Source organism: Lonepinella koalarum (assembly GCF_004565475.1).
Taxonomy (GTDB): Bacteria; Pseudomonadota; Gammaproteobacteria; order Enterobacterales; family Pasteurellaceae; genus Lonepinella; species Lonepinella koalarum.
Map to the genome: position 1 here is coordinate 360,838 of NZ_SRHX01000002.1, position 25,894 is coordinate 386,731.

General features: G+C 38.4%; 25 protein-coding genes and 5 tRNA genes. 28 read left to right on the forward strand and 2 right to left on the reverse strand.

Annotated elements, in window-relative coordinates:
• Positions 1 to 417 precede the first annotated feature (417 nt).
• Both E0709_RS04400 and trxA read left to right on the forward strand, forming a co-directional pair.
• Entirely contained in the window at positions 418 to 1,530 is a 1,113-nt protein-coding gene (locus tag E0709_RS04400) for a methionine biosynthesis PLP-dependent protein (protein ID WP_132301190.1), read from the forward strand.
• A gap of 144 nt (positions 1,531 to 1,674) precedes the next feature.
• Positions 1,675 to 1,998 carry a thioredoxin gene (gene trxA / locus E0709_RS04405; RefSeq protein ID WP_132301188.1) on the forward strand — a complete coding sequence of 108 codons (324 nt, stop codon included), beginning with the start codon at positions 1,675 to 1,677 and terminating at the stop codon, positions 1,996 to 1,998.
• 26 nt (positions 1,999 to 2,024) lie between these two features.
• Here the strand turns inward: trxA and E0709_RS04410 are convergent, their stop codons facing one another.
• Complete coding sequence (locus tag E0709_RS04410) at positions 2,025 to 2,516, reverse strand: hypothetical protein (protein ID WP_132301186.1); 492 nt, start codon at positions 2,514 to 2,516, stop codon at positions 2,025 to 2,027.
• A gap of 32 nt (positions 2,517 to 2,548) precedes the next feature.
• A complete protein-coding gene (rluC, locus tag E0709_RS04415) occupies positions 2,549 to 3,517 on the reverse strand; it encodes a 23S rRNA pseudouridine(955/2504/2580) synthase RluC (RefSeq protein WP_132301184.1) in 969 nt (322 codons plus the stop codon).
• Positions 3,518 to 3,918: 401 nt separating this feature from the next.
• Here rluC and rne point away from each other — a divergent pair, with 401 nt between their 5' ends.
• The 26 genes from rne (at position 3,919) to E0709_RS04545 (ending at position 25,880) form a co-directional block, all read left to right on the forward strand.
• On the forward strand, positions 3,919 to 6,804 hold the full coding sequence (rne, locus tag E0709_RS04420; RefSeq protein ID WP_132301182.1) for a ribonuclease E: 2,886 nt from the start codon (positions 3,919 to 3,921) through the stop codon (positions 6,802 to 6,804).
• Positions 6,805 to 6,860: 56 nt separating this feature from the next.
• Positions 6,861 to 8,204, forward strand: coding sequence for an exodeoxyribonuclease VII large subunit (xseA, locus tag E0709_RS04425; protein WP_132301829.1), 1,344 nt, complete (start codon positions 6,861 to 6,863; stop codon positions 8,202 to 8,204).
• A gap of 88 nt (positions 8,205 to 8,292) precedes the next feature.
• Positions 8,293 to 9,090 carry an ATP-binding cassette domain-containing protein gene (locus E0709_RS04430; RefSeq protein WP_132301180.1) on the forward strand — a complete coding sequence of 266 codons (798 nt, stop codon included), beginning with the start codon at positions 8,293 to 8,295 and terminating at the stop codon, positions 9,088 to 9,090.
• Positions 9,087 to 9,866 (forward strand): lipid asymmetry maintenance ABC transporter permease subunit MlaE, encoded by a 780-nt coding sequence (mlaE, locus tag E0709_RS04435; protein WP_391540655.1) that lies wholly within the window; start codon positions 9,087 to 9,089, stop codon positions 9,864 to 9,866. Before E0709_RS04430 ends, mlaE begins: the two co-directional genes overlap by 4 nt.
• Positions 9,867 to 9,896: 30 nt before the next feature.
• A complete protein-coding gene (gene mlaD / locus E0709_RS04440; RefSeq protein WP_132301178.1) occupies positions 9,897 to 10,403 on the forward strand; it encodes an outer membrane lipid asymmetry maintenance protein MlaD in 507 nt (168 codons plus the stop codon).
• A 40-nt stretch (positions 10,404 to 10,443) separates the two neighbouring features.
• Positions 10,444 to 11,073 carry a phospholipid-binding protein MlaC gene (gene mlaC / locus E0709_RS04445; protein WP_132301176.1) on the forward strand — a complete coding sequence of 210 codons (630 nt, stop codon included), beginning with the start codon at positions 10,444 to 10,446 and terminating at the stop codon, positions 11,071 to 11,073.
• 8 nt (positions 11,074 to 11,081) lie between these two features.
• Positions 11,082 to 11,429: an STAS domain-containing protein gene (locus tag E0709_RS04450; protein WP_132301174.1), complete on the forward strand. Its 348-nt coding sequence runs from the start codon at positions 11,082 to 11,084 to the stop codon at positions 11,427 to 11,429.
• A 15-nt stretch (positions 11,430 to 11,444) separates the two neighbouring features.
• Entirely contained in the window at positions 11,445 to 11,702 is a 258-nt protein-coding gene (locus E0709_RS04455) for a BolA family protein (RefSeq protein ID WP_132301172.1), read from the forward strand.
• A 9-nt stretch (positions 11,703 to 11,711) separates the two neighbouring features.
• Positions 11,712 to 12,986, forward strand: a complete 1,275-nt coding sequence (gene murA, locus E0709_RS04460) for a UDP-N-acetylglucosamine 1-carboxyvinyltransferase (RefSeq protein ID WP_132301170.1) — start codon at positions 11,712 to 11,714, stop codon at positions 12,984 to 12,986.
• 164 nt (positions 12,987 to 13,150) lie between these two features.
• A complete protein-coding gene (gene ybgC, locus E0709_RS04465; protein ID WP_132301168.1) occupies positions 13,151 to 13,549 on the forward strand; it encodes a tol-pal system-associated acyl-CoA thioesterase in 399 nt (132 codons plus the stop codon).
• 16 nt (positions 13,550 to 13,565) lie between these two features.
• The gene (tolQ, locus tag E0709_RS04470) at positions 13,566 to 14,249 is read left to right on the forward strand and encodes a protein TolQ (protein ID WP_132301166.1); all 684 of its coding nucleotides are present in this window, start codon (positions 13,566 to 13,568) and stop codon (positions 14,247 to 14,249) included.
• A gap of 160 nt (positions 14,250 to 14,409) precedes the next feature.
• The gene (gene tolR, locus E0709_RS04475; protein ID WP_132301164.1) at positions 14,410 to 14,835 is read left to right on the forward strand and encodes a colicin uptake protein TolR; all 426 of its coding nucleotides are present in this window, start codon (positions 14,410 to 14,412) and stop codon (positions 14,833 to 14,835) included.
• A 15-nt stretch (positions 14,836 to 14,850) separates the two neighbouring features.
• Positions 14,851 to 16,044 (forward strand): cell envelope integrity protein TolA, encoded by a 1,194-nt coding sequence (gene tolA / locus E0709_RS04480; RefSeq protein WP_132301162.1) that lies wholly within the window; start codon positions 14,851 to 14,853, stop codon positions 16,042 to 16,044.
• Between the two features lie 68 nt (positions 16,045 to 16,112).
• On the forward strand, positions 16,113 to 17,405 hold the full coding sequence (tolB, locus tag E0709_RS04485) for a Tol-Pal system beta propeller repeat protein TolB (RefSeq protein ID WP_132301825.1): 1,293 nt from the start codon (positions 16,113 to 16,115) through the stop codon (positions 17,403 to 17,405).
• 24 nt (positions 17,406 to 17,429) lie between these two features.
• On the forward strand, positions 17,430 to 17,891 hold the full coding sequence (gene pal, locus E0709_RS04490) for a peptidoglycan-associated lipoprotein Pal (protein WP_132301160.1): 462 nt from the start codon (positions 17,430 to 17,432) through the stop codon (positions 17,889 to 17,891).
• A 206-nt stretch (positions 17,892 to 18,097) separates the two neighbouring features.
• Positions 18,098 to 18,173: transfer RNA gene (locus E0709_RS04495), tRNA-Lys, on the forward strand.
• Between the two features lie 53 nt (positions 18,174 to 18,226).
• Positions 18,227 to 18,302: transfer RNA gene (locus E0709_RS04500), tRNA-Lys, on the forward strand.
• Positions 18,303 to 18,355: 53 nt separating this feature from the next.
• Positions 18,356 to 18,431 (forward strand) — tRNA-Lys (locus E0709_RS04505).
• Between the two features lie 46 nt (positions 18,432 to 18,477).
• Positions 18,478 to 18,553 (forward strand) — tRNA-Lys (locus tag E0709_RS04510).
• A 175-nt stretch (positions 18,554 to 18,728) separates the two neighbouring features.
• Complete coding sequence (locus tag E0709_RS04515; protein WP_132301158.1) at positions 18,729 to 19,253, forward strand: prepilin-type N-terminal cleavage/methylation domain-containing protein; 525 nt, start codon at positions 18,729 to 18,731, stop codon at positions 19,251 to 19,253.
• A complete protein-coding gene (locus E0709_RS04520; protein ID WP_132301156.1) occupies positions 19,250 to 19,981 on the forward strand; it encodes a hypothetical protein in 732 nt (243 codons plus the stop codon). The genes E0709_RS04515 and E0709_RS04520 overlap by 4 nt, the downstream gene beginning before the upstream one ends.
• Complete coding sequence (locus E0709_RS04525) at positions 19,982 to 20,668, forward strand: DUF2572 family protein (protein ID WP_132301154.1); 687 nt, start codon at positions 19,982 to 19,984, stop codon at positions 20,666 to 20,668.
• A gap of 13 nt (positions 20,669 to 20,681) precedes the next feature.
• Positions 20,682 to 20,948, forward strand: a complete 267-nt coding sequence (locus E0709_RS04530) for a DUF5374 domain-containing protein (protein ID WP_132301152.1) — start codon at positions 20,682 to 20,684, stop codon at positions 20,946 to 20,948.
• A gap of 34 nt (positions 20,949 to 20,982) precedes the next feature.
• Entirely contained in the window at positions 20,983 to 24,372 is a 3,390-nt protein-coding gene (gene recC, locus E0709_RS04535; RefSeq protein ID WP_132301150.1) for an exodeoxyribonuclease V subunit gamma, read from the forward strand.
• A gap of 72 nt (positions 24,373 to 24,444) precedes the next feature.
• Entirely contained in the window at positions 24,445 to 25,665 is a 1,221-nt protein-coding gene (locus E0709_RS04540; RefSeq protein ID WP_132301148.1) for an ROK family protein, read from the forward strand.
• Between the two features lie 138 nt (positions 25,666 to 25,803).
• A tRNA-Met gene (locus E0709_RS04545) sits at positions 25,804 to 25,880 on the forward strand.
• The last annotated feature ends 14 nt before the right edge of the window (positions 25,881 to 25,894 follow it).

Here is a 25,894-nt window from a genome sequence, read left to right on the forward strand (position 1 = left end):
GCATTTTACGGAAATCTATTTTGTTGTCAACAGGAATTTTGCAATAAGTTTTAAAAATTATATTGCTTGCTGAAAAAAAAGACATTATTGCTAAAAATAAGCCAGTTTTGTATTAAAAAGTCATCAGTGGCTCTCGTGTATCTCACAAACAATAAATTTCTATTTAACTATTAACTATCGCGGCTATCGCCAAAATTCCACTTAAATGCTTGGTAGAATTAAAAGTCGCTAAATAATTATCGCTGGTAAATTGTTCCAGTTGGGGGGGATTTTTATAAGGAAAGTAAAAGAAAATCAATATAATCATTTATCACTGTTCCAATTAGCCAAACAAAATCAAAAAAATTCCCTTTAATCCCACCGCACTTTATGCCAAAATGGCAAGCAAATTTTTCGTTTTCAATATTAGGTGAAATAATGACACAAGAATATGCTTTAGATACTATTTTAGCCCAAGCTGGTAACCGTACCGATCCACGTACTGGTGCGGTTTCCACGCCGATTTTTCTTTCCACGGCCTATGGACATCATGGTATCGGTGAAAGTACTGGTTTTGATTACACTCGCACCAAAAACCCAACACGAGTGGTTTTAGAAGAGACTATGGCAAAATTAGACGGTGGGGATGCAGCCTTTGCTTTTGCATCAGGCATGGCAGCCATTCAAGTGTTAATGACATTATTTAAAGCTCCCGATGAATGGATTGTTTCTAGTGATGTTTATGGAGGCACTTATCGTCTACTTGATTTTTGTCATAAAAATACCCATGGTGTTAAACCTGTTTATGTCAATACTGCTGATGTGAGTGCGATCGAATCCGTTATTACGCCAAATACAAAAGCTATTTTTGTAGAAACACCGTCTAATCCATTAATGGAAGAATGTGATGTCAAGGCGATTGCCAAACTAGCAAAAAAACATAACTTATTGTTGATCGTGGATAATACGTTCTTAACCCCGATGTTATATCGTCCAATGGATGATGGGGCGGATGTGACGATTTACAGTGGCACTAAATATATTGCTGGTCATAATGATGTGTTAGCGGGTTTAATTGTCGCAAAAGGGCAAGAATTATGTGAACGTTTATTTTACATTCAAAACGGAGCAGGTGCGGTGCTTTCACCTTTTGATTCTTGGTTAACTATTCGAGGCTTAAAAACCCTTTCTCTACGTATGAAGCGTCATCAACAAAGCGCTCAACAAATCGCAGAATTTTTACGTCAACAACCACAAATTACCGATGTGTTATATTCGAATAAGGGGGGAATGTTATCCTTCCGTTTACAAGATGAGAACTGGGTAAATCCATTTTTAAAAGCAATGAAATTAATTACGTTTGCGGAAAGCTTAGGTGGTACCGAAAGTTTTATTACCTATCCAGCAACGCAAACGCATATGGATATTCCAGAAGCAGAGCGAATTGCGCGTGGAGTATGCAATCGTTTATTGCGTTTTTCAGTGGGGTTAGAAGATGTTGAAGACATTAAACAAGATTTAGTTCAAGCGTTAGCCCTCTGTGATAAGTAAGATTTTACAAATTGAAATGATTGATTAAAAAAAGGATGAAAATTTTGTAGCTGTGTTATTATATTTAACAAATTCATGGCAATTTGCCTTGATATATGTTAAAAAAATAAAATGTCCGCGGATTTTATTAAAAAGGAAAGAAAAATGGCAGATGTATTACATGTTACCGATGCTTCATTTGAAGCAGATGTTTTAAATTCAGATGTACCTGTATTATTAGATTTTTGGGCGCCGTGGTGTGGTCCTTGCCGTATGATAGGTCCAATCTTAGAAGATTTGGCTAAAGAATATGGCGATAAAGTGAAAATCGTTAAAATGAATATTGATGATAACCAAGGTACTCCAACTCAATTTGGTGTACGGGGTATTCCGACGTTGTTATTATTCAAAGAAGGTAAAGTGCTTGCAACTCAAGTAGGCGTGGTACCGAAAACACAATTAGCTTCATTTGTTAATCAGGCGTTATAATTGTTTTTAGTCAGAAGATCCCAACATTAGTTGGGATTTACTTCCACTTTTTTAACGCATAACCCCGGATGACGTTGTTGGTTTTTCCAAACATGGTTGATTAACATACGGTTCTCTTTTAAATCTAATATTTCAAAATCAGTACTATCCCCATTGTTCATATCTTTGGTTAATTGTTGGAAAAATTGTTGTTCAAGCGCTTTTAATTGTGGTTCGTCGGATAATCTTTTTTCTGTTTGTTTGGAATGAATACGTCCAAAACGATAATTCGTGCTATTTTCCGATAGAATATTGTTCTTTAATGACCAACGTCCAGTATGGTGGCTTTCGTAAGTAAAGATGTTTTGTACAGAAAGCATACCTAGCCCTACAGTTGAACCATCAGCATGGAAATCTAAGGTATCTAAGGATTCAATATCTAAATCGCGGTATAAAATTCGACAACTCCATTCGCCGACGATGTCTGAGTTAGAAACTATCGTATTTTCCACCGCAGTTGCCGAAATAGAAATTGTCATTAATAAGCATCCATATAGTTGGTTAATTTTCATCATTGTTGTTCTCGCAATTTTTGTAAAACTTTTTTCATTCTATCGTCTAGTGGAGCGTTTAAGCGTAAGGTTTCCCCTGTTTTTGGATGTTCAAAGCGAATACTAAAGGCGTGTAAAAATAGCCGATCTAAACCAAGCGTGGTCATTTCTTGATTAAATTTTTTATCACCATATTTATCATCCAAAGCAATTGGATGTCCGGCATGTAACGTATGTACCCGAATTTGATGGGTTCGCCCTGTAATCGGTGATGCTTTAATTAAGGTGGCATTGGGATAACGTTCTTCAATACTAAACCGTGTTTCGCTTGGTTTACCTTGTTCGCTGACTTTGACAATACGTTCACCACTGGCTAATTCATTTTTGAGTAAGGGAGCTTGGATTATTTTTACATGCGATTGCCATTGTCCACGCACCAGTGCTAAATATTCTTTTTGTACGGTTTTAACCCGTAATTGTTCATGTAAATGGCGTAGGGAAGAACGTTTTTTGGCCACGAGTAAAATACCAGATGTATCACGGTCAATACGATGGACTAATTCTAAAAAACGCGCTTCGGGGCGTAACGCTCGTAAGCTTTCAATAACCCCAAAACTTAATCCACTACCACCATGCACCGCAATACCAGATGGCTTATTAATGACCAATAGGCAGTCATCTTCAAATATAATTTGTTGCTCAAGTTGAGCAACTTTATTCAATTTAGTTGAGATTGGCGGTTGTTCTTTTTGTGCAACTCGTACCGGTGGAATCCGTACTGTGTCGCCGACTTGTAATTTGTATTCTGGTTTAATTCTACCTTTATTGACGCGCACTTCGCCTTTACGCACAATCCGATAAATCAGGCTTTTGGGTACGCCTTTCAGTTTAGTTAATAAATAATTGTCAATTCGCTGACCGGCTTCATCTTCTGAAATATCGATGATTTTGACCGTGGCATTAATAATATTGTCGGGTTGATTTGTCATAAAATAGTTGTTATTTAGAGAAAATTGGTTAGATTTTAGCATAGTTAACAAATAATTAAAATTATTGAAATACCTTGCTAAAAAGGTGTATTACGTCCATAATAATATAGATTTTGCCTTGGCAAAATTAACTGATTTTTGTTAAAGTTCAGATTAATGCAGTTTAGACATAAGACATTAATTTTTAACAAAATATGTGATTAAATTACCGTTTTATTCGGTGTTTCTAGACACTATTCAAGAATAGCCTAATCAATGCACCCAGTCTTTGACGGTCGGGATGAGCGACATAGGACGAAAAACACGAGGTCGATTATGGTCAAATTTTGCTTAATTTTAAGCAAAGTGCGGTATTTTTTAATTAAATTATTTTAAGAAATAAAAATGAGAAAATTTTTACAATGAAAAGAATGTTAATTAATGCAACTCAAAAAGAAGAGTTGCGCGTTGCGCTAGTCGATGGACAACGCTTATTTGATTTGGACATTGAAAGTCCGGGTCACGAACAAAAAAAAGCGAATATTTACAAAGGTAAAATCACTCGAGTAGAGCCGAGCCTTGAAGCTGCATTTGTTGATTATGGGGCAGATCGCCATGGTTTTTTACCCTTAAAAGAAATTGCTCGTGAATATTTCCCAGTAGGTTATAGCTATAACGGTCGCCCGAACATCAAAGATGTGATTAAAGAAGGGCAGGAAGTCATCGTACAGGTGAACAAAGAAGAACGAGGCAATAAAGGTGCGGCATTGACAACCTTTGTGTCATTGGCTGGTAGTTACCTTGTGATTATGCCGAATAACCCGAGAGCAGGGGGGATTTCTCGTCGTATTGAGGGTGACGAACGTCTTGAATTAAAAGATGCGTTAAGTTCTTTAGACGTGCCAGATGGTGTGGGATTAATTGTGCGTACCGCTGGTGTGGGGAAATCACCGGAAGAATTGCAATGGGATTTAAAAGTCTTATTGCATCATTGGGAAGCGATTAAACAAGTTTCACAAAGCCGCTCCGCTCCTTTCTTAATTCACCAAGAAAGTGATGTGATCGTGCGTGCAATCCGTGATTATTTACGTCGTGATATTGGTGAAATTTTGGTGGATAGTCCGAAAATTTATGAGAAAGCCAAGGCACATATTAAATTAGTCCGGCCTGATTTCTTAAACCGAATTAAGCTGTATCAAGGCGAAGTACCACTATTTAGTCATTATCAAATTGAATCGCAAATTGAATCTGCGTTTCAACGTGAAGTACGTTTGCCGTCTGGTGGATCCATTGTAATTGATGTGACCGAAGCATTAACCGCTATTGATATTAACTCTGCTCGCTCAACACGTGGCGGCGATATTGAAGAAACCGCTTTAAATACTAACCTAGAAGCTACGGATGAGATCGCTCGTCAATTACGTTTGCGCGACTTAGGTGGATTAATCGTGATTGATTTCATTGATATGACTCCGATTCGTCACCAACGTGAGGTAGAAAATCGTATGCGTGATGCGGTTCGTCAAGATCGTGCCAGAATTCAAATTAGCCGTATTTCACGTTTTGGCTTGTTGGAAATGTCGCGCCAGCGTTTAAGTCCGTCATTAGGTGAATCATCGCATCATATTTGTCCACGTTGCCAAGGCACGGGAAAAGTGCGTGATAATGAAAGTCTATCCCTTTCTATTTTGCGTTTAATTGAAGAGGAAGCCTTAAAAGAAAATTCTAAGCAAGTACAATGTATTGTACCGGTGGAAATTGCGTCCTATTTATTAAATGAAAAACGTCAAGCCATTCAAAGCATTGAACGACGTCATAATGTAGATGTGGTGGTGGCACCAAATCAAGCGATGGAAACGCCACACTTTAAAGTGGTACGTTCTCGTGATGGTGAGGATACCGGAGTCTTAAGTTACAATTTAGCCAAATTATACGAAGAAAAAGAAGAGCTTTATGTTGCGAATGAAAACACTTCAAGTGCAACCAACGCGGATAATTCAGCGGCGGAAAATGTAGCAGAAATTGCGGCGTTATCCATGACAATTTCAGAAGCTGCACCGATTATTGAAACTAAAGAAGAGGCAAAACCGTCTATTTTGGCTTATCTTTGGGCTGGATTAAAAGGATTATTTGCAAACGCACCGAAACCGGAAGAAAAGCCGGTAAATAACCATAATCGGCAAAATCGTAATAATGATCGTCGTAACAACAATCGCAAAACTCGTAATGAGCGTAACGAACGTAATACACCGGCAAAATTGAATGATGAAAATACGCCAGAAAAAACAACCACATCATCACGTCCTGAACGTAATAATCGTCGTAATAACCGTAAAGCGCAGGAAGACGCTAGCGTTGCCACTAAAACAATTGAAAAACAAGATAATCTGGCTACAGCATCAGAAGTGGTAGAAGAAAAAGCACCAACTCGTCAACGTAGAGAACGACGTGATTTACGTAAACGTGTTCGAGTGGGAAATGATGTGGCTGAAAGTGCGGAAAATATAACCATTGTACCTGTAGCTGAAGTGTTAAGTACGCCAAACAACGTAGAAAATAAAGTGAAAGCAGAGGTGACGGGTGAACCTGTGGAAAGTACGGCAGATAAGGCTGTTCCACAAAATGAACGTCGTGAACGTAATAATAATCGTCGTTTACCACGTCATTTACGGGTGAATAATCAACGTCGTCGCCGTCAAGAAAATCTGTCACCGATGCCGTTATTTGCTGCGGTAGCTTCGCCTGAATTCGCCAGTGGTAAAGTTTGTATTGACTATAGTGCGGTGCAAAAAGCCAAAGAAAGTAACTTTTTATCCGTTGACGAATTGTTACAGCGACAAGAGCAACCGGAAATAAACGGTGATGTGGTGCCGGCAACGTCATTGGTGGTTAACGAAGAAACAGTGGTAACCCAGCCTCTGGGTTTTGTGACGCAACCAGCGAATGAAGCCGTGGAGAAAAAAGTTCAGCAATCCTTGGAACGTTTAAACGAAGAACAACGGATTCTTGAACAACAAGCTGAGCAAAAAATTACGCCAGTTGAACCAGAGAAAATGGCAAAAACTGTTGAAATTATAGAAAAAACAGAACGTAATTATCATTTTAATGGTCGATTAGGGACGGTATCTGCTGTACAACATGTTAACGTTGAAATGACCTTAGCGAAAGCTAGTGCGGAATTGAATCCAGCTTATGAGATCGTCCAATGGAAAGACAGTCGTTATTATTTCCATGGTAAAGGTTCGGCGGGACATCATAGTGCGGTAAGTCATGTGTTTAGTGAGCCGACTAAGGCACAAGCCGAATAATGTTAAAATCCGATGCTTGCCATCGGATTTTTTATAGGAATATTTTATCTTACGCTATGCAACAAAATATTTTTTCTGTTAGTCAATTAAATAGTGCAGTACGTAATTTGCTTGAAGGGCAATTAGGTGCAGTTTGGTTGACGGGTGAAATTTCAAATTTTACTCAACCGGTATCGGGTCACTGGTATTTAACTCTAAAAGATGAAAATGCACAGGTACGTTGTGCTATGTGGCGGATGAAAACCCAGCGTGTGAATTTTCGTCCGCAGAATGGAATGCAAGTGTTGGTACGAGCTGGGGTGAGTTTGTATGAACCACGAGGTGATTATCAGCTTATTTTAGAAAGTATGCATCCAGCCGGTGATGGATTGTTACAACAAAAATTTGAACAGCTCAAAATGAAGTTGGCAGCAGAAGGATTGTTTGCACAACATCTTAAGAAAAACTTACCGCACTTTTGTCAAACAGTTGGCATAGTGACTTCTGCCACTGGGGCGGCATTACAGGATATTTTACAAATTCTAAAACGTCGTGATCCGAGTTTAAAGGTGGTGATTTATCCTACTCAAGTACAAGGCAAAGAAGCTAGTGCTGAAATTGTGCAAATGATTGAGTTAGCTAACCAACGGCAAGAAGTCGATGTGCTGATTGTCGGGCGTGGTGGCGGATCTTTGGAAGATCTTTGGTGTTTTAATGAAGAATCAGTTGCTAGAGCGATTTTTAATTCAATGTTGCCGGTGATTAGTGCAGTGGGGCATGAAATTGATGTGACGATTGCGGATTTTGTAGCGGATTTACGGGCTCCGACACCGTCTGCGGCAGCTGAACTGGTCAGTCGTAATCAACAAGAATTATTATATAAAGTAGATAATCAACGACAACGTTTAGATCGGGCGTTAGATCGTATTTTTGAACAGAAACAACAACAATTACAACGTTTGTTATTGCGGTTACAACATCAGCACCCACAAGCTCAATTAACCTTGCAACGACAAAAAAATAATCAGCTTATACAACGTTTAAATAACGCGATACAACGTATAGTGGAAAAAAAACGCTATAATTTCACCGCACTTTATCAGAGATTGGATAATAATCCGTTATTTTATACGGTACAAAAACAACAACAGCATATACAACAGTTGAAAGTGCGGTTAGATTTTGCGTTAAAAAATAATGTCGCTCATAAACAGCACTACGTGGCACATTTGTGTGCCAAAATGGATAGCTTGAGCCCATTAAAAGTGTTGGCTCGTGGTTATGCGATTGCAGAAAATGAGCAAGGCAAGGCAATTGTTTCAATACAACAAGTAGTCCGAGGGCAAACCATGCAAACCTTTGTGACTGATGGTATAATAATGAGTGAAGTGAAAGGTTTTAGACCCAAAGTCAAAAATTAATGATGTTGAACTTATAGAAAATTTTACAGTCCAAACTCGAGCGATTTGACTAAGATAACAGAATGAAACAAACGAAATGGAAAATAAAATGAGTGAGAAAGCACTAATTGAAGTGAAAAATCTCACGTTTAGACGGGGTGAACGTACTATCTACGATGATCTTAATTTGCGGGTTGCTAAAGGCAAAATTACCGCCATTATGGGGCCGTCGGGTATTGGTAAAACCACCTTATTAAAATTAATCGGTGGACAACTCATCCCAGAGCAAGGTGAGATTTTATTTGATGGTTCTGATATTTGTAAAATGTCAAATGCTGAACTTTATAAAGTGCGTCAACGTATGGGAATGCTGTTTCAGTCAGGTGCTTTATTTACGGATATTTCTACTTTTGATAACGTCGCTTTTCCTATTCGGGAGCATACTCGTTTACCAGAGGAATTGATTCGTAAAATTGTACTGATGAAATTAGAATCTGTGGGGTTGCGTGGAGCGGCGGATTTAATGCCATCTGAATTATCAGGTGGTATGGCTCGTCGTGCAGCATTAGCGCGGACCATCGCCCTCGATCCAGATTTAATTATGTATGATGAACCTTTTACCGGACAAGATCCGATTAGTATGGGGGTGATCATTAGTTTAATTAAACGCTTAAATGAAGCCTTGGATTTAACCTCTATTGTGGTTTCTCACGATGTGCAAGAAGTGTTAAGTATTGCGGATTATGCGTATATTATTGCCGATAAACGTGTAATTGCTGAAGGTACAGCCGATATTTTATTGAAAAGTACTGATCCGCAAGTGCTTCAATTTATTCAAGGGCAAGAAGATGGACCAGTACATTTCCATTTCCCCGTTAAGGATAGCATAGGAGATTTATTTAAATGATAGTGAAATTAATCTCTGCATTGGGGCGAACCTTCATAAACTCCGTACAAGCTTTAGGTCGTTCTGGGTTTATGTTGTGGGGCGCATTAGTTGGTAAGCCACAATTTCGTAAACATACCCCATTATTAATCAAGCAGCTACATGTTTTAGGGGTACAATCCTTACTAATTATTTTGCTTTCGGGCTTTTTTATTGGTATGGTTCTGGGCTTGCAAGGCTATGTAGTGTTAGTGGATTTTGCCGCCGAAGCTAATGTTGGGCAGTTAGTGGCACTATCCTTATTGCGTGAGTTAGGACCTGTTGTTACGGCATTATTATTTGCAGGTCGGGCGGGCTCTGCATTAACCGCTGAAATTGGTTTAATGAAAGCTACTGAACAGCTTTCTAGTCTTGAGATGATGGCAGTGGATCCTTTACGCCGTGTGATTGCACCACGTTTTTGGGCTGGAATTATTTCCATGCCGATTTTAGCTGTATTATTTACCGCAGTGGGTGTGATCGGTGGGGCATTAGTGGGGGTTGATTGGAAAGGTATTGACGATGGTAGTTTCTGGTCAGTGATGCAAAATGCAGTTTCCGTGCAAGATTTATGGTATGGCTTTATTAAAAGCGTCGTATTTGCTTTTGCAGTGGTTTGGATTGCATTATTTAACGGTTATGATTGTGTGCCGACATCAGAAGGCATTAGCCAATCTACTACGAAAACCGTGGTAAACGCGTCATTATTGGTGTTAGGTTTAGACTTTGTATTAACTGCGATGATGTTTGGCGGTTAACTAAGATTTCTTTTTTATTAGGTATAAATTATGCGACAAACAATTAAATATGAGTTCTGGGTAGGTTTATTTTTATTACTCGGTATTGGGGCGTTAGCCTTTATGGGCTTAAAAGTAACCAATGTACAAGGCTTTGGCGAACAGAAGTCCTATAACATTTCTGCAACTTTTGATAATATCGGTGGTCTAAAAGTGCGTGCACCATTAAAAATTGGCGGGGTTGTCATTGGGCGTGTAACAGATATTTCACTGGATGAACAAACTTATTTACCGAACGTGACTATTGCTATAAACCAAGAATATGATCAAATTCCAGATAACAGTTCACTTTCAATTAAAACATCTGGTTTATTAGGTGAACAATATATCTCTTTAAGTGTTGGATTTGATGACGGTGAAACCCCTATGCTGAAAGAAGGCAGTAAAGTTTTTGATACGAAATCAGCAGTGGTATTAGAAGATCTTATTGGTCAATTCTTATATGGTGATAAGGACCAAAAAGAAGAATCAACGCTTGACACACCAGCAGTTGAATAATTTAATTTAGGTTAGGAAAGCAATTTTAATAGGAGTTTTTATGAAGATTCAAATTAAACAATGGTTATCAAAAATGGTTGTTGTGGCAACCGCACTTTTTGCTGTTCAAAGTGTAATGGCGGCAGAAGGTCCTTATGAATTAACTCAAAAAGCAGCAAATACTTTATTTGCTGATTTGAAAGCACAAAATGCTCAAATTAAAGCGGATCCAAATGTGTTAAAAAGTTTGGTACGTAAAGATTTAATGCCTTATGTGCATGTTAATTACGCCGGTTCTTTGGTGTTAGGTCAGTATTTTAGATCTACTACGCCAGAGCAGCGTGAGAAATTTTTCTCTGCATTTGATCAGTTTATTGAACAAGCTTATGCGCAGGCTTTAACATTATACACTGGTCAGGAAGCACAAGTACAACCTGCACAAATGAATGGTGATAGTCAAGCGAGTGTAAAAGTAAAATTAATGCAAAGCCAACCAGTAAATTTAACGTTCCAGTGGCGTAAAAATAGTAAATCTGGTCAATGGCAAGTTTATGACATGTCCGCTGAAGGTGTGAGTATGGTGGAAACTAAAAAACAAGAGTGGAGTAACATTTTACGTAAAGACGGTATTGATGCGTTAACTGCTCAAGTATTAAAAGCGGCCGCTGTGCCAGTCACCATTAAAAAATAATATTCAATATGCAAGCTGAAAAACTAACATGGTCGGCAGTGCAAAATGATGATAAAATAACGCTCCGATTAGTCGGAGAGTTATCTCGTGATACGTTGTTACCGTTATGGCAACAACGTTTAACTTTTTTATCAGAAAAGCAAATTGCCGATAAAGATATTTTATGGGATTTGGCACAAATCAAGCGTATAGACAGTGCTGGATTTGCGCTATTATGTGATTTGATTGCTTATTGTAGAAAAATTAAATCATCTGAACATAAAATAGTCTTAATAAATATACCAAAGCAATTATTAACGTTGGCTGATTTATTTAATTTGAATGATTGGTTAACGCCTTTTATTTCAAAAAATTAACCTTATTGAGAAATTATGGAACCTAAAAAAATTGAAGAGATTTTGAAAGAAAAACTTAATCTTTCAGAAATTTATGCTCAAGGCGAAAATGCCCATTTTGGCGTAATTGTAGTGAATGATGAAATTGCTGCACTATCTCGTGTAAAACAACAACAAATGATTTATGCACCATTAATGGAGTATTTTACTACAGGCGAAATCCATGCATTAACCATTAAAACTTATACAGTGGAAAAATGGAAACGTGATCGCCTATTACACTCAATGAATTAAGGAAATGTTATGCAAAAATTTCGTGTTTATGGTCAATCGCGTCTTACTGGAACGGTACAAATTTCAGGGGCAAAAAATGCGGCATTACCGATACTTTTTGCTGCGATTCTTGCGGAACGACCTGTTAAATTAAAAAATGTACCAGAATTAAAAGATGTAGATACAACCTTTAAAATTTTGCATAAATTAGGTGTGAATGTTGAACGCGATACGGATAAAACGGTATTAATTGATGCGAGCCATATCAATCATTATGTGGCACCTTATGAGCTGGTCAAAACCATGCGTGCATCTATTTGGGCGTTAGCACCATTGTTAACTCGTTTCCACGAGGGGCAGGTTTCTTTACCCGGTGGTTGTACTATCGGGGCAAGACCGGTCGATATGCATATTGCAGGTCTTGAAAAAATGGGTGCTCACATTGAACTCGACGAAGGTTATGTAAAAGCGACGGTTAATGGACGTTTATCTGGTGCGAAAATTTATATGGATAAGGTCAGTGTCGGTGCGACTTTATCGGTGATGATGGCGGCTACCTTAGCCAAAGGTACCACGATTATTGAAAATGCAGCCCGTGAGCCGGAAGTGGTGGATACTGGTGTTTTCTTAAATAAGATGGGCGCTAATATTTCAGGCTTAGGTTCTGATACTATTACGATTGAAGGTGTTGAGCGCTTAACTGGTTGTGAGCATAGTATTGTGCCAGATCGTATTGAAACCGGTACATTCCTTGTGGCTGCCGCAGTTTCGGGAGGGCGTATTAAATGTCTCGGTACCAAAGCGGATACCCTTGATGCGGTAATTGAAAAATTACGTGAGTCCGGTATGCAAGTAGATGTGACTGAGGATACGATTACTTTAGATAGTTTAGGTCAGCGTCCAAAAGCGGTGAACATTCGCACCATGCCACATCCTGGTTTTCCAACGGATATGCAAGCTCAGTTTACTTTATTAAATGCGGTAGCAGAAGGCACGAGTAAAATCACAGAAACCATCTTTGAAAACCGTTTTATGCATGTACCTGAATTAGTCCGTATGGGAGCTAAAGGAGAAATTGAAGGAAACACGGCTTTAATTCAAGGGGTAGAGTATCTTTCCGGGGCGCAAGTGATGGCAACAGATTTGCGAGCATCCGTTAGTTTAGTGTTAGCAGGTTGTATTGCATCTGGTGAAACCATCGTGGATCGTATTTATCATATTGATCGTGGTTACGAACATATTGAAGAAAAGTTATCTGCTCTTGGGGCGAAAATCGAACGTTTTTCTGAGCGTGCAGAAGAATAGTGAGTAGATATTGTTTTAATTAATAGTTTAGATTTTGAGTGCAGTAGAAAAAGAATCATATTTTCCACCGCACTTTTGGTGTTATTGCTTGCTTATCATTATTGAAAGCTCTAAAATACGCCAGTTTTTTGTACTAAGATTTATCGAACAAGGATTTTATTATCATGCAACTTTTTCAATTTCCCGTTCGTGTTTATTACGAAGATACAGATGCTGGTGGAGTGGTGTATCATGCACGTTATCTGCATTTTTATGAGCGAGCAAGAACAGAATTTTTGCGTTCACTTCATTTTTCACAGCAAAATTTATTAGCAGAGCAAGGCATTGCTTTTGTCGTGAAATCAATGTCGATTGATTACCATATTCCAGCCAAACTGGATGATTCGTTGATAGTCGAAACCACTGTTGAACAAATGAAAGGGGCAACAATTTTTTTCTCACAATGCCTGAAACGAGAAAATAAAATATTAAGCGTGGCTACTGTTAAGGTAGCCTGTGTTGATCTAGGCAAAATGAAACCTGTGGCACTTCCAACAGAAGTTAAAGCCGCATTTAGTGAATAATTTTCGGAGCTATGCAATGACTGCTGAATTGAACTTTTTGGATTTATTTCTAAAGGCGAGTATCGTCGTTCAACTTGTAATTTTAATTTTAATCACGTTCTCCATTGTATCATGGGCAATTATTATTCAACGTAGTCGCATACTAACTAAAGCGTTGAAAGATTCCATGGCATTTGAAGATCGTTTTTGGTCAGGTGAAGATTTGACCCGATTATATGATGGGTTAGAAAATCGTCGTGACATGGCTATGACGGGTAGTGAACAGATTTTTTATGCAGGGTTTAAAGAATTTACACGTTTAAAACAGGTTAATGCAGATGCCCCAGAAGCCATTATGATGGGGACAACACGTGCTATGAACTTAGCAATGAATCGTGAAATTGAGGATCTCGAAACTCGCGTTCCTTTCCTTGCTACAGTGGCATCTGTCAGTCCTTATATCGGTTTATTCGGTACGGTTTGGGGGATTATGCACGCTTTTATGGCATTGAGTGGCGCCAAACAAGCGACCTTACAAATGGTCGCTCCGGGTATTGCCGAAGCCTTGATTGCCACCGCGATCGGTTTATTTGCAGCAATTCCGGCTGTCATGGCATATAACCGTTTAAGTTTACGTGTTAATAGATTAGAGCAGAATTATGGTAATTTTATTGATGAATTTACCACGATTTTACAACGTCAAGTGTTTGCTAAAAACTAATAAATAAGTATTTTTACACCGCACTTTATATGGTTGAACATCAATTCTGGTGTAAAAATTACCGCAGCAATTTTCAACGTTGCTTGCCGCAACGGGGGCAAAAAGCCCACAACAATCCGTAAGGATTGTAAGTGATTTTAGTGATATTTTAGAGGTATATATGGCTTACCGCCGTCGTAGAGAGAAAAGTATTAAATCTGAAATTAACATTGTACCATTTTTGGATGTATTATTAGTTTTGGTATTAATTTTTATGGCAACTGCACCGATTATTAGCCAAAGTGTGCAAGTAGATTTACCTGATGCCGTAGAAAGTCAATCGGTATCTAATGAAGATAAGGTTCCAGTGATTTTAGAAGTGGCAGGTATTGGACAATATGCAATTTCTATTGCTGGTGAACGTTCCGAAGGTCTGACCGAAGAAATGGTCACGCAAATGACTAAACAGGAATTTGAAAAAGATCCAAATACGATGTTTTTAGTCGGTGGAGCAAGTGATGTACCTTATGAAGAAGTAATTAAGGCGTTGAATTTACTTCATTTAGCTGGAATTAAATCCGTTGGTTTAATGACCGATCCCATTTAAGCAGTAGGATAGATTGTGAGAAATAATCGACAAAAGAAACAAACAAGTGCATTACTGATTTCGGTAGTTTTACATGGCATTCTGTTCGGTTTGTTAATTTTGAGTTCACTGGTGTATCATCCTCTTGAAGTGATGGGGGGAGGCGAAGGTGACGGCGATATGATGGGTGCTGTAATGGTGGATACCGGTTCGGCAGCTCAAGAATGGGGACGGATTCAACAACAGAAAAAAGGTCAGGCAGAAAAGACGAAGAAGGAGCCCGAAGAGGTTATTGAAAAAACAGAGCCAAAGCCGACGGTTGATGAGCAAAAACTTGAGCAAGAAAGACTGGAACAACAGAAAGAACAACAACGTCAAAAACAACTTGAACAGCAAAAGGCGAAACAAGAAGCTGAAGCTAAAGCTAAACAAGAAGCTTTAGAGAAAGCCAAACAAGAGGCTGAAGCGAAAGCTAAACAAGAAGCTGAGGCGGCAAAATTAAAAGCAGAGGCAGAAGCTAAACGCTTAGCCGCGGCGGCTAAACAAGCGGAACAAGAAGCAAAAGCTAAAGCTGAGCAGGAAAGAATAGCGAAAGAGAAAGCTTTACAAGCTGAGAAAGCCAAAGTAGAGAAAGAAGCGAAAGAAAAAGCAGAAAAAGATGCCAAAGCTAAAGCCGAGAGAGACGCGAAAGAAAAAGCGGAACAAGAAGCAAAAGCTAAAGCCGAGAGAGAAGCGAAAGAAAAAGCGGAAAAAGATGCCAAAGCTAAAGCCGAGAGAGAAGCGAAGGAAAAAGCCGAAAAAGACGCTAAAGCCAAGGCAGATGCCAAAGCTAAACAAGCTGCTTTAGATGACTTTTTAAATGGTGGTGATGTTGGTGGTGGTAGCGCATCAAAAGGTGGTAATGCCAACAAAGGAGGTAGTCAGGGTTCTGGTGCCGCCATGGGGGCTGGAGATGGTGGTAAAGTAGGTGATCAATATGCTGGCGTGATTAAAAAAGAAATTAAACGCCGTTTTATTAAAGATCCAAGTTTTGCTGGAAAAGTATGTAGTATTAGAATTCAATTAGCTCGAGATGGTGCAATTTTAGGTTATCAACGCGTTTCAGGACCTGATGATATTTGTGCCGCAGCGTTGAGTGCAGTCGCTAGAACGAAAAAAGTACCAGCTGCACCGAGTGATGAAATTTATAATAAATATAAAAACCCGATTATTGACTTTGATCTAAAATAGTTAATTTTGATTTGGAATAATCGTTTTTAGGAAAGTAATCTCAATAAACATTAACCATAGGTGGTATGATGAAATTAATAGCTCGTATTTTGGGTGTCATTGCCGTATTATTTTTTACAATAAGCACGGTTCAAGCGGATGACGAAGTTCGCATCGTGATTGATGAAGGTGTAGAGGGGGCAAGACCGATTGCAGTTGTGCCGTTTAAAACCAACGGTTTAGTTCCAGAAGATATTGCAAAAATTATCTCTGATGATTTACGCAATAGTGGTAAATTTAACCCTATTGCTGTCAACCAAATGCCACAACAACCGGGTTCAGCTTCTGAAGTCACTCCTGATGCATGGGCTTCATTAGGCGTTGATGCGATTGTGGTTGGACAAGTGACAGACACTGGTGGTGGTTATAATATCGCTTATCAGTTAGTGGATACTATCGGTGCGTCGGGGGCTGCTGGAGCAGTATTAGCACAAAATTCATTCACCGTAGCAGCAAAATTTATCCGTTTTGGCGCGCACACTGTTAGTGACGAAGTATTTGAAAAGATTACCGCCATTAAAGGTGCATTTAGGACGCGTATTGCGTATGTGGTGCAAAAAAATGGTGGCTCACAACCTTATGAAGTTCGTGTAGCAGATTATGATGGTTACAATCAATTTGTGGTAAATCGTAGTTCTCAACCGATAATGTCACCAGCTTGGTCGCCAGATGGTAAGCGTTTAGCTTATGTTTCTTTTGAAAATAAAAAATCACAGCTTGTGGTTCAGGATTTAGGTTCCGGTGCCAGAAAAGTGGTGGCTTCATTCCCCGGACACAATGGAGCCCCAGCGTTTTCACCGGATGGTAGTCGTTTAGCCTTTGCATCGAATCAAGATGGTCAGCTAAACATTTATGTGATGGGTTCGAATGGTGGGCAAGCTACTAAATTGACGAGCGGCGCGGGTAATAATACAGAGCCTAGCTGGACTCCAGATGGACGTATTTTGTTTACCTCCGATAGAGGCGGTTCGCCTCAAGTTTACTCAATGAGTGCTTCCGGTGGAGGTGCATCATTAGTAGGTTCAGGTGGCAAAAGTTATAGCGGACAGGTGAGTTCTGACGGTAAAACGATGGTAATGATTTCAGGCGATCATGTGATTAAACAAGACCTTATAACAGGGAAAATTGACACTTTAAGTTCAACTTTTCTTGATGAAAGTCCGAGTATTTCACCAAATGGAATTATGATTATTTATAGTTCTACCCAAGGCTTAGGAAAGGTGCTACAATTAGTATCTGCAGACGGACGCTTTAAAGCACGCTTGCCAGGAAGTGACGGACAAGTGAAATTTCCTGCTTGGTCACCATATTTAACAAAGTAAAAAACTCTAAGGAGAAAATATTAAATGAAATTAGCAAAATTATTGTTAGTTGCCCCAGTATTAGCATTAGCTGCTTGTAGTTCATCAAACAACGATGCTAGCGGTACGGACGGTACAAACGCAAATGCTCAAACATTTGGCGGTTTATCTGTTCAAGATTTACAAACTCGTTACAACACAGTTTACTTCGCATTTGACAGCTATGCAATTGAAGGTGAATACTCACAATTGTTAGACGCTCACGCACAATACTTAAACGCTACTCCAGCAGCGAAAGTATTAGTAGCAGGTCATGCTGACGAACGTGGTACTCCAGAGTACAACATTGCATTAGGTCAACGTCGTGCAGACGCAGTAAAATCTTTCTTAGCAGCGAAAGGTGCTAACAATGTTTCAACTGTTTCTTACGGTGAAGAAAAACCGGCTGTAGCTGGTCACGATGAGTCTGCATACAGCAAAAACCGTCGTGCAGTATTAGAATACTAATTTTAAGTATTTATTGTTTTAATAGAACAGGTTTCAATTTATGGAACCTGTTTTGTTTTTGACCCTATAAATGTACGAGAAAAAATTATCCTGAATTGATGAGTATTCGTGCAAACAATTCAAAAAATAAAAATAACTATTGATTATTAAATTTAAATCCGTAATATATGCACTCGTTGCTTGACGTAGTTCGTTATAGCGTAAGTGGGTCGTTAGCTCAGGCGGTAGAGCAGCGGACTTTTAATCCGTTTGTCGAAGGTTCGAATCCTTCACGACCCACCATTTAATTAGATTTTCTTATTTGCTTTAAAGCTAAAAATAAAGCAATACAAAATGGGCCGTTAGCTCAGGCGGTAGAGCAGCGGACTTTTAATCCGTTTGTCGAAGGTTCGAATCCTTCACGGCCCACCACTTAATTAGATTTTCTTATTTGCTTTAAAGTTAAAAATAAAACCATGCAAAATGGGCCGTTAGCTCAGGCGGTAGAGCAGCGGACTTTTAATCCGTTTGTCGAAGGTTCGAATCCTTCACGGCCCACCACTTAATTCAATGATACTGATATAGTAAAACGAATACCACCCAAATTGGGTCGTTAGCTCAGTTGGTAGAGCAGCGGACTCTTAATCCGTTAGTCAAAGGTTCGAGCCCTTTACGACCCACCACTATTCTTATAATTCTTAACCTATATACATTATTTTATGCTGTGAGTAGATCTCTTTAGCTTAATTCTGTGATTTTTGTTCCAAAACGCCATTAATTTTATTGTTTTCTAGCTACTTTGTTTTTAAAGTGCAGTGAAAAATTTACAGAAATTGTGAGTAACCAGAAGAAGACATTATGAAAAATGGGTTTACTTTGGTTGAAATGATGATAGCTTTATTGATTATCAGTATGATTACCTTAATTAGCATGCCAGCATGGCAAAGTGATAGCCAACAAATTCTAATTAAAGAACAGCATCGTTTGTTTCTATTTTTACGTCAAATCCAAGCCAGAGTGGAAAATTCCACGGAAATTTGGTATCTGGTGATTAATCGTGATATTAGCCAACAACGTTGGTGTATTGCTGCACAGCGTAAATCAGAAACTACTTGTGATTGTTTTCATCCGCATTTTTGCCCTGATCATCTTTTGGCTCAATTTTATTATCCCTTGAGCCCACAAAAAAACATGATCTTTGCCAAAGCGTATTATCCACAAAAATTAATCAGTTTTAATGGTACACGCAATTCGTCAGATTCAGGTTGCTTTATGTTACAGGCTGAGCAATCTCGAACTTTGTTTGCTTTTTCTAATTTAGGGCGGATTCGCCTAAAAAGCGATCAAGCAGAGAATGCCTGTAATGCTGGAGTGGAAGAATGACAAGATTTTATAACGGGCAAAGTTTGTTAGGCTTAATGTTGAGTTTAACTTTATCTTCATTTCTATTATTAGTGATTATTCAATTTTATAGCTACGCCCAACAGCAAAATCGACGTCAGCTATTACAACTTCAATTACAAACCGAATTACAACGAGCTTTGCAAACCATGGCGAAAGATCTTCGTCGTGCCGGTTTTCGAGCATTATCCATAAAGGTTACGCAGGAAAATTTTTCCCTATTTGAGCTTGATGAAGATGGCATAAGTTTAGCTATTTATCCGATGTCTAATGAAAGTGCGGTGAAAAATAACTGTGTTTTATTCTTTTATGATTTAGATGGCAATGGTTGTTTAGGATCGACCGCTAAGCAATGTGCTAAAGATGAACAAAACGCCACATCAGAAGTAGGACGCGAACTTTTTGGTTATCGTCAAAATGGTTTGCTTTTAGAAAGTCGCACCTATGGCAATAAAGCGAATACCAAATGTAAAAAAGCAGAATGCCAAGGTTATTTACAGCAGAATGCTTGTCAGGATTTAGGTTGGACGAAAATGCTAGATGAAGATAATTATGAAATTACTGACTTACAATTGAACTGGTTAGATAATAGCAAGCAATATAAAGGATTAATGCTTTATTTAGCGGGTCGTTTAAAACAATCTCCGGACATTCAATATGAAAGTTCAGTGGTTATTCCATTACTTAATCAACCAATTTCAAGTGAATAGATGAAAAAATTACCTAAAATACACCGCGCTTTTGTTACCATTAGCTTATTGATTTTACTTACTAGTGTATTGTTAATCATCTTATTATTTAATGATGATAGCCTACGCTTACATTCTAGTATCGCTAATCAACGGCAACAGTATGTGCGACAACATATTGATTTACAGAAACAATTTCAGCAACAGCAATTTGACCTTTGTCAAAATCTAGATCTGAGCTTAGTTGGGAATTTTACAACAGCATCTATGACATCATCTGACAGTGAAGAACATCAACATTTTATCTGGTGTCAACGGCAAGCCTTATTTAAAAAATCGCCTACTAAAAATTTAAATGAAGAACAATTTGATAATTTTATTGATAAAGATGCTTTTGTATTATTTCAGGCCAGGGCAATTCAAAATGTTAATTATTTTCCTAGTGATAACGGCAATAACTTATTTTGGTTTGATCAAGCTCAAACAGAATGGAATATTAATGGCAATTTAAGTGGAATAGTGATAGCAACGGGGGATTTACACATTGCTGGTAAAGGTAAAATAACAGGTTCTGTGATCACACAAGGGGCATTTTCAAAAGATGATACGGTGACACTGAGCTATAAAAAAGTAGTAGTCACTGAATTAGTACAATCTTATAGTCGATGGCAAAAGGGAGAGAAAACTTGGCATGATTTTATTCCATAGGTTTAAACAAGGTATGAGCCTTATCACCTTGTTGGTGGCACTTAGTCTATTCAGTGGTATTTTTCTCGCCATTAATCAATGGGTGAATGTGCAACGCCAAACGGCGAATGAAATTTATCAACGTTATCAAGCTATTCAAATTGCGGAAAATCAGCAGCAACGACAATTTTTAGGGCTATCTTGCGAAACTGAAGTTAAACAAAACCAACTGACGTTTTCTGTGAGTTGTTTGGGAGAGCGTGTGAAAGTGCGCTATATTTTAGGGGAAATTGGTTTATAATGATAAGAAATAAAATCGGGCAAGTGGGACCATTATGTTCATCATTTATCATTCCAATAACCTTGAACTGCAAAAAGATATTTTATGTGAATTAATTAAACTTGATCCGCTAGATGATCCTTTTAGCTCAGAAACTATTTTAGTACAAAGTCCCGGCATGGCACAATGGTTGCAATTACAACTGGCGGCTAAACAAGGTATTGCGGCAAATTTTCATTTTCCTATGCCAGCGAGCTTTATTTGGCAACAATATGTGGATAATCTGCCAAATGTGGCGGAACAAAGCCAATTCAGTAAAGATGCGATGACGTGGCGATTAATGGCGTTGATCAAACGAACGGATTTGCAACCGATTCTCAATTATTTGCATTATTCTCCACAATCAGAACAACAGAAACTGTATCAATTAGCGCGTAAAATTGCAGATTTGTTTGATCAATATTTAGTCTATCGTCCGCATTGGATTTCTGCTTGGGAACAACATCAACCACAGATTATTATTAATGAAATTGTAGGGCAGCAAAAACACACAGATGATGATTTTAAACAACGAATTGAGCAAGATGTGGCATGGCAAGGGATCCTTTGGCGTGCCTTAATTGCGGATTTATCGCACGACGATAAACCGCTCCAACACCGAGCTAACTTGCATCAGGAATATTTGCAACTCAGTCACTATAAAAATTTACCCAAACGGCTATTTATTTTTGGTATTTCTGCGTTGCCAAAAACCTATTTAGAAACCTTTGTCGCCATGGCAAAACATTGTGATATTCATTTATTTTTTAATAATCCAAGTCAATATTATTGGGGGGATTTGGTCGATCCAAGTTTTGCTCGCAAGCGTGAATTGAAAATACTCACCGAACGTAAAACCGGTGAACAAAAATCCTTTTTTAAGCCTACACAACTTGATGAATATTTAGCTAATAAACAAGAATTAACCTCGGAGCAAGAATATCTTTCGGTCGGAAATCCACTACTTGCCACTTGGGGAAAGTTAGGGCGAGATTTTTTCTATTTATTAAGTCAGCTAGATTGCTTAGAAATTCAACAAAATATCGACATTACAGGGCAAAGTTTACTAAACCAAGTTCAGCACAAGATTTTGCATTTAGCACCTAGTGAAGTAGGCTCATTGCATTTTGCGGCAGAAGATCAGTCTATCTCTTTTCATGCTTGTCATAGCCCGATGCGTGAAGTGGAAGTATTACATGATTATTTATTACAATGTTTTATAAATGATGAAACCTTAACACCAAAAGATATTGTGGTGATGGTGGCAGATATTGACCGTTATGCGCCTTATATTCAAGCGGTATTTGGACAGTATCAGCGCAAAATAAAAGATCTGCAAGGTAATTGGGATTATGATAAACGTTACATTCCCTTTTCTATTTCCGATCAAACCCTATCGGAAAGTGATGTATTACTAGCCACTTTTTTAAATTTATTGCATTTAAAAGATAGTCAATTTAGTGCAGAAGATGTTTTAGCCTTGCTAGATATTCCAGCTATTCGCCATCGTTTTGCAATTACACAAGATGAACTCGAACAGTTACGACACTGGGTAAAAGACAGTGGAATTCGTTTTGGATTAGATAAACAACATCCGCAAGGGCAAAATTTTAATGCTTGGCAAGCTGGCTTGGAACGGATGCTACTAGGTTTTGCTATGCGTGAAGAAAATGGTATTTGGCAACAAGAACAATTGGGTTTTGATCATAGCTATGGCTTAAAAAGCCGTTTAGTAGGGGCATTAGCTAGCTTTATAGAGCAACTTAGTCTATGGCAACATACCTTGTCGCAATCCCACTCGATCACTGAATGGCAGACAAATTTGACCGCGCTATTGCAGAATTTCTTTATTTCTGAAGCTAATACGGCAGACATGTTACGCTATATTGAAAATAGCATTCAACAATTGACAGAATTATTACAAACCTTACATATTGATGAACCTTTGAGCGCAGAGGTTATGGCTGATGTATTAACAGAAAAGTTAAACGAACAAGAGAATAGCTTAAAATTTTTAGTCGGTAAGGTGAGTTTTTGCACCTTATTACCGATGCGAGCGATTCCATTTAAGGTGGTCTGTTTATTAGGCATGAATGAACCAGATTATCCACGCCAGCAAACCTCGAATAGCTTTGATTTAATGCAATATCACCGTCAAAAAGGTGATCGTTCTCGTCGCGATGATGATCGTTATTTATTTCTAGAAGCCTTATTGGCTGCACAGCAGCAGCTTTATATTAGTTACGTAGGGCAATCCATGATTGATAATACACCACTTGAACCGTCGGTATTGGTAAATCAATTACTGGATTATTTAGATGAAAATCTGGATACTGATTGCCGACCGAAAGGTGATGATAAACCATTGGTAAAATATCACGCGATGACGGCATTCAGCCCAAAAAACTTTAGTGAAAATCACCGCACTTTTGCCAAAGAATGGGCGAATATTGCCAATGCGCATCAACGACCAGAAGATTTTGTTAAAATACCAAACAGTGACACTAAACCAGAAAACAATATTATTCAAATTGATACTGAACAGTTAATTAAATTTATTAAAAACCCGTTACAATTTTTCTTTGAACAACGATTAGATGTTTATTTTAGAGATAAAGATGAACAAATTATGGATACGGAGAATTTTGTGTTAGACGGTTTAGACCTATATCAAATTCAACAACATTTACTGATGCAAGAAAAGATTGATGTGGATGCTTATTTTGCTCAACTCAAGGTCAAAGGATTGTTGCCAAGTGGAGAATTTGCTCAGCTTTATCAACATCAAGTGCGGTCTGAAATTGCACAGTTTCAAGAGATTTTACGACCATATCAAGAGCAACCTACACAAACGCAATATGTGGATTTGGTCATTGATGTGGAGGGCAAAACCATTTACTTAAGCGGTTATATTAATCGATTATTTGAGACAACAAAGGGCGTGCAACTTATTCAATGGACGGTAGCCAAGCATAAAGATAGTTATGCCATTGAAAACTGGCTTTATTATTTAATTTTATTGGCAAATAACGGTGTAAATAAAGTGCTTCCGCCTCTTTTTTATGCTAAAGAAAAGAATAATTTAGTTGGAAAAACTTTTTTATTTGATCCGAATTTTGATCCGATGCCATTGTTGAAACGCTATATTTCCGCTTATTTAGCGAGTGAGCAGCACGTGATTTTAGCTGTCACTAAGGATATTGGTCGCTATTTAAAAACAGAGAATGCGCAGGCTAAATGTCAACATATTGAGAATATTGCTCAGGGCGATGATTATAATCAGGGGGATATTTACTGGCAACGGCTCTTGAAACAGACAGGGGATTTATCCTATTATTTACCCGAAATAGATCACAATACAAAAGATTGGTTTGCTACCATGATTAATTCAGTACATTCACTTTAAACTGCGGTTAATTTTTACCAATTTTTCAGGTAGAATAGCATAAATTTTATAGCGTAAAATAAGGATAGTCGGATGCGAATTAATCAAATTGTCAATGTAGATTTGGTTAAACAGATGAATAGTGCAGTGGTGTATAAATTAATTGACCAACAAGCTCCCATTTCTCGAATTCGAATTTCGGAATTAAGCCAGCTTGCCCCCGCCAGTGTCACTAAAATTACCCGTGCTTTATTGGCTCGTGGGTTGATTAAAGAAGTGGATCAGCAAGAATCCACAGGAGGGCGTCGTGCGACATCCATTGTGGCAGAACAAAAAGCATTTCGTACTTTATTGATTCATTTAGGGCGAGAAGAAATCGTGTTCGCAATGATGGATCTTTCAGCTAAGTTGCTAACATACCAACATTTTAATTTGCCTGATGTGCAAAATTTACCCCAATTAGAAGATTTTTTATTGGCGCAATTAGATAAATTTATGGTGGATAATGCCAACAAATCTAGCGAACTAATTGCCATTGGTATTACTGTCACTGGCTTTGTGAATGGTAAAAATAATCTGATTGAAAATCTACCGTACTTTGAGTTAGCTGAACCTTGGGATTTAGTGCAACGACTTGAACAACGCTTTAATTTACCGAGTTATATCGGGCAAGATGTGCGAAGTTTGGCATTAGCCGAGCATTATTTTGGTGTGACAAAAGATTGTTATGATTCCTTGTTGTTACGTATTCATCGAGGTGTAGGGGCAGGGATTGTGATTAATCATGAAGTGTTTCAAGGCTATCGCAATAATGTCGGTGAAATCGGGCATATTCAGGTGGATCCGTTGGGTAAACGCTGTTTGTGTGGCAATGTTGGTTGTTTGGAAACGGTGGTCAGCAATGATGCTATTGAAAATAAAATGCAACAAATGCTAGAAGACGGTTATCAAAGTAAATGGTTGTCATTAGAAAGTCATGATATTGAAGCGATTTGTAAAGCCAGTAATAAGCATGATGCAGTGGCTACAGAGTTAATTGAACATGTCGGCGTACAAATCGGACGGGTGCTAGCAATGTCAGTAAATATGTTTAACCCTGAGAAAATCGTGATTTCGGGGGAAATTACCCAAGCGAAGAATACCTTATTTGCAGCCATTCACAAAACATTAGAAAGTCACGCATTACCCTCATTTGTAAAAAATACGCCGTTAGTAGTGTCGGAATTACATCATGAAGATGTGATTGGAGCATTTGCTTTAGTCAAACGGGCATTGTTGGACGGTAGTTTATTGCAACATCTTTTGATAGAATAAAGACTTATTTGAGGCGATTTGCTTAATCTGTATTCGAACGAACGGAAATTTTAACATTATTAAGAAAAAATAGTTGACGAGCTAGGGGGAAATTAGCATAATACGCACCGCAACGCTGATTACGGTGACGCAAAATATGGCTACATAGCTCAGTCGGTTAGAGCACAACACTCATAATGTTGGGGTCGCAAGTTCGAATCTCGCTGTAGCCACCATTTAAAAGTGGTCA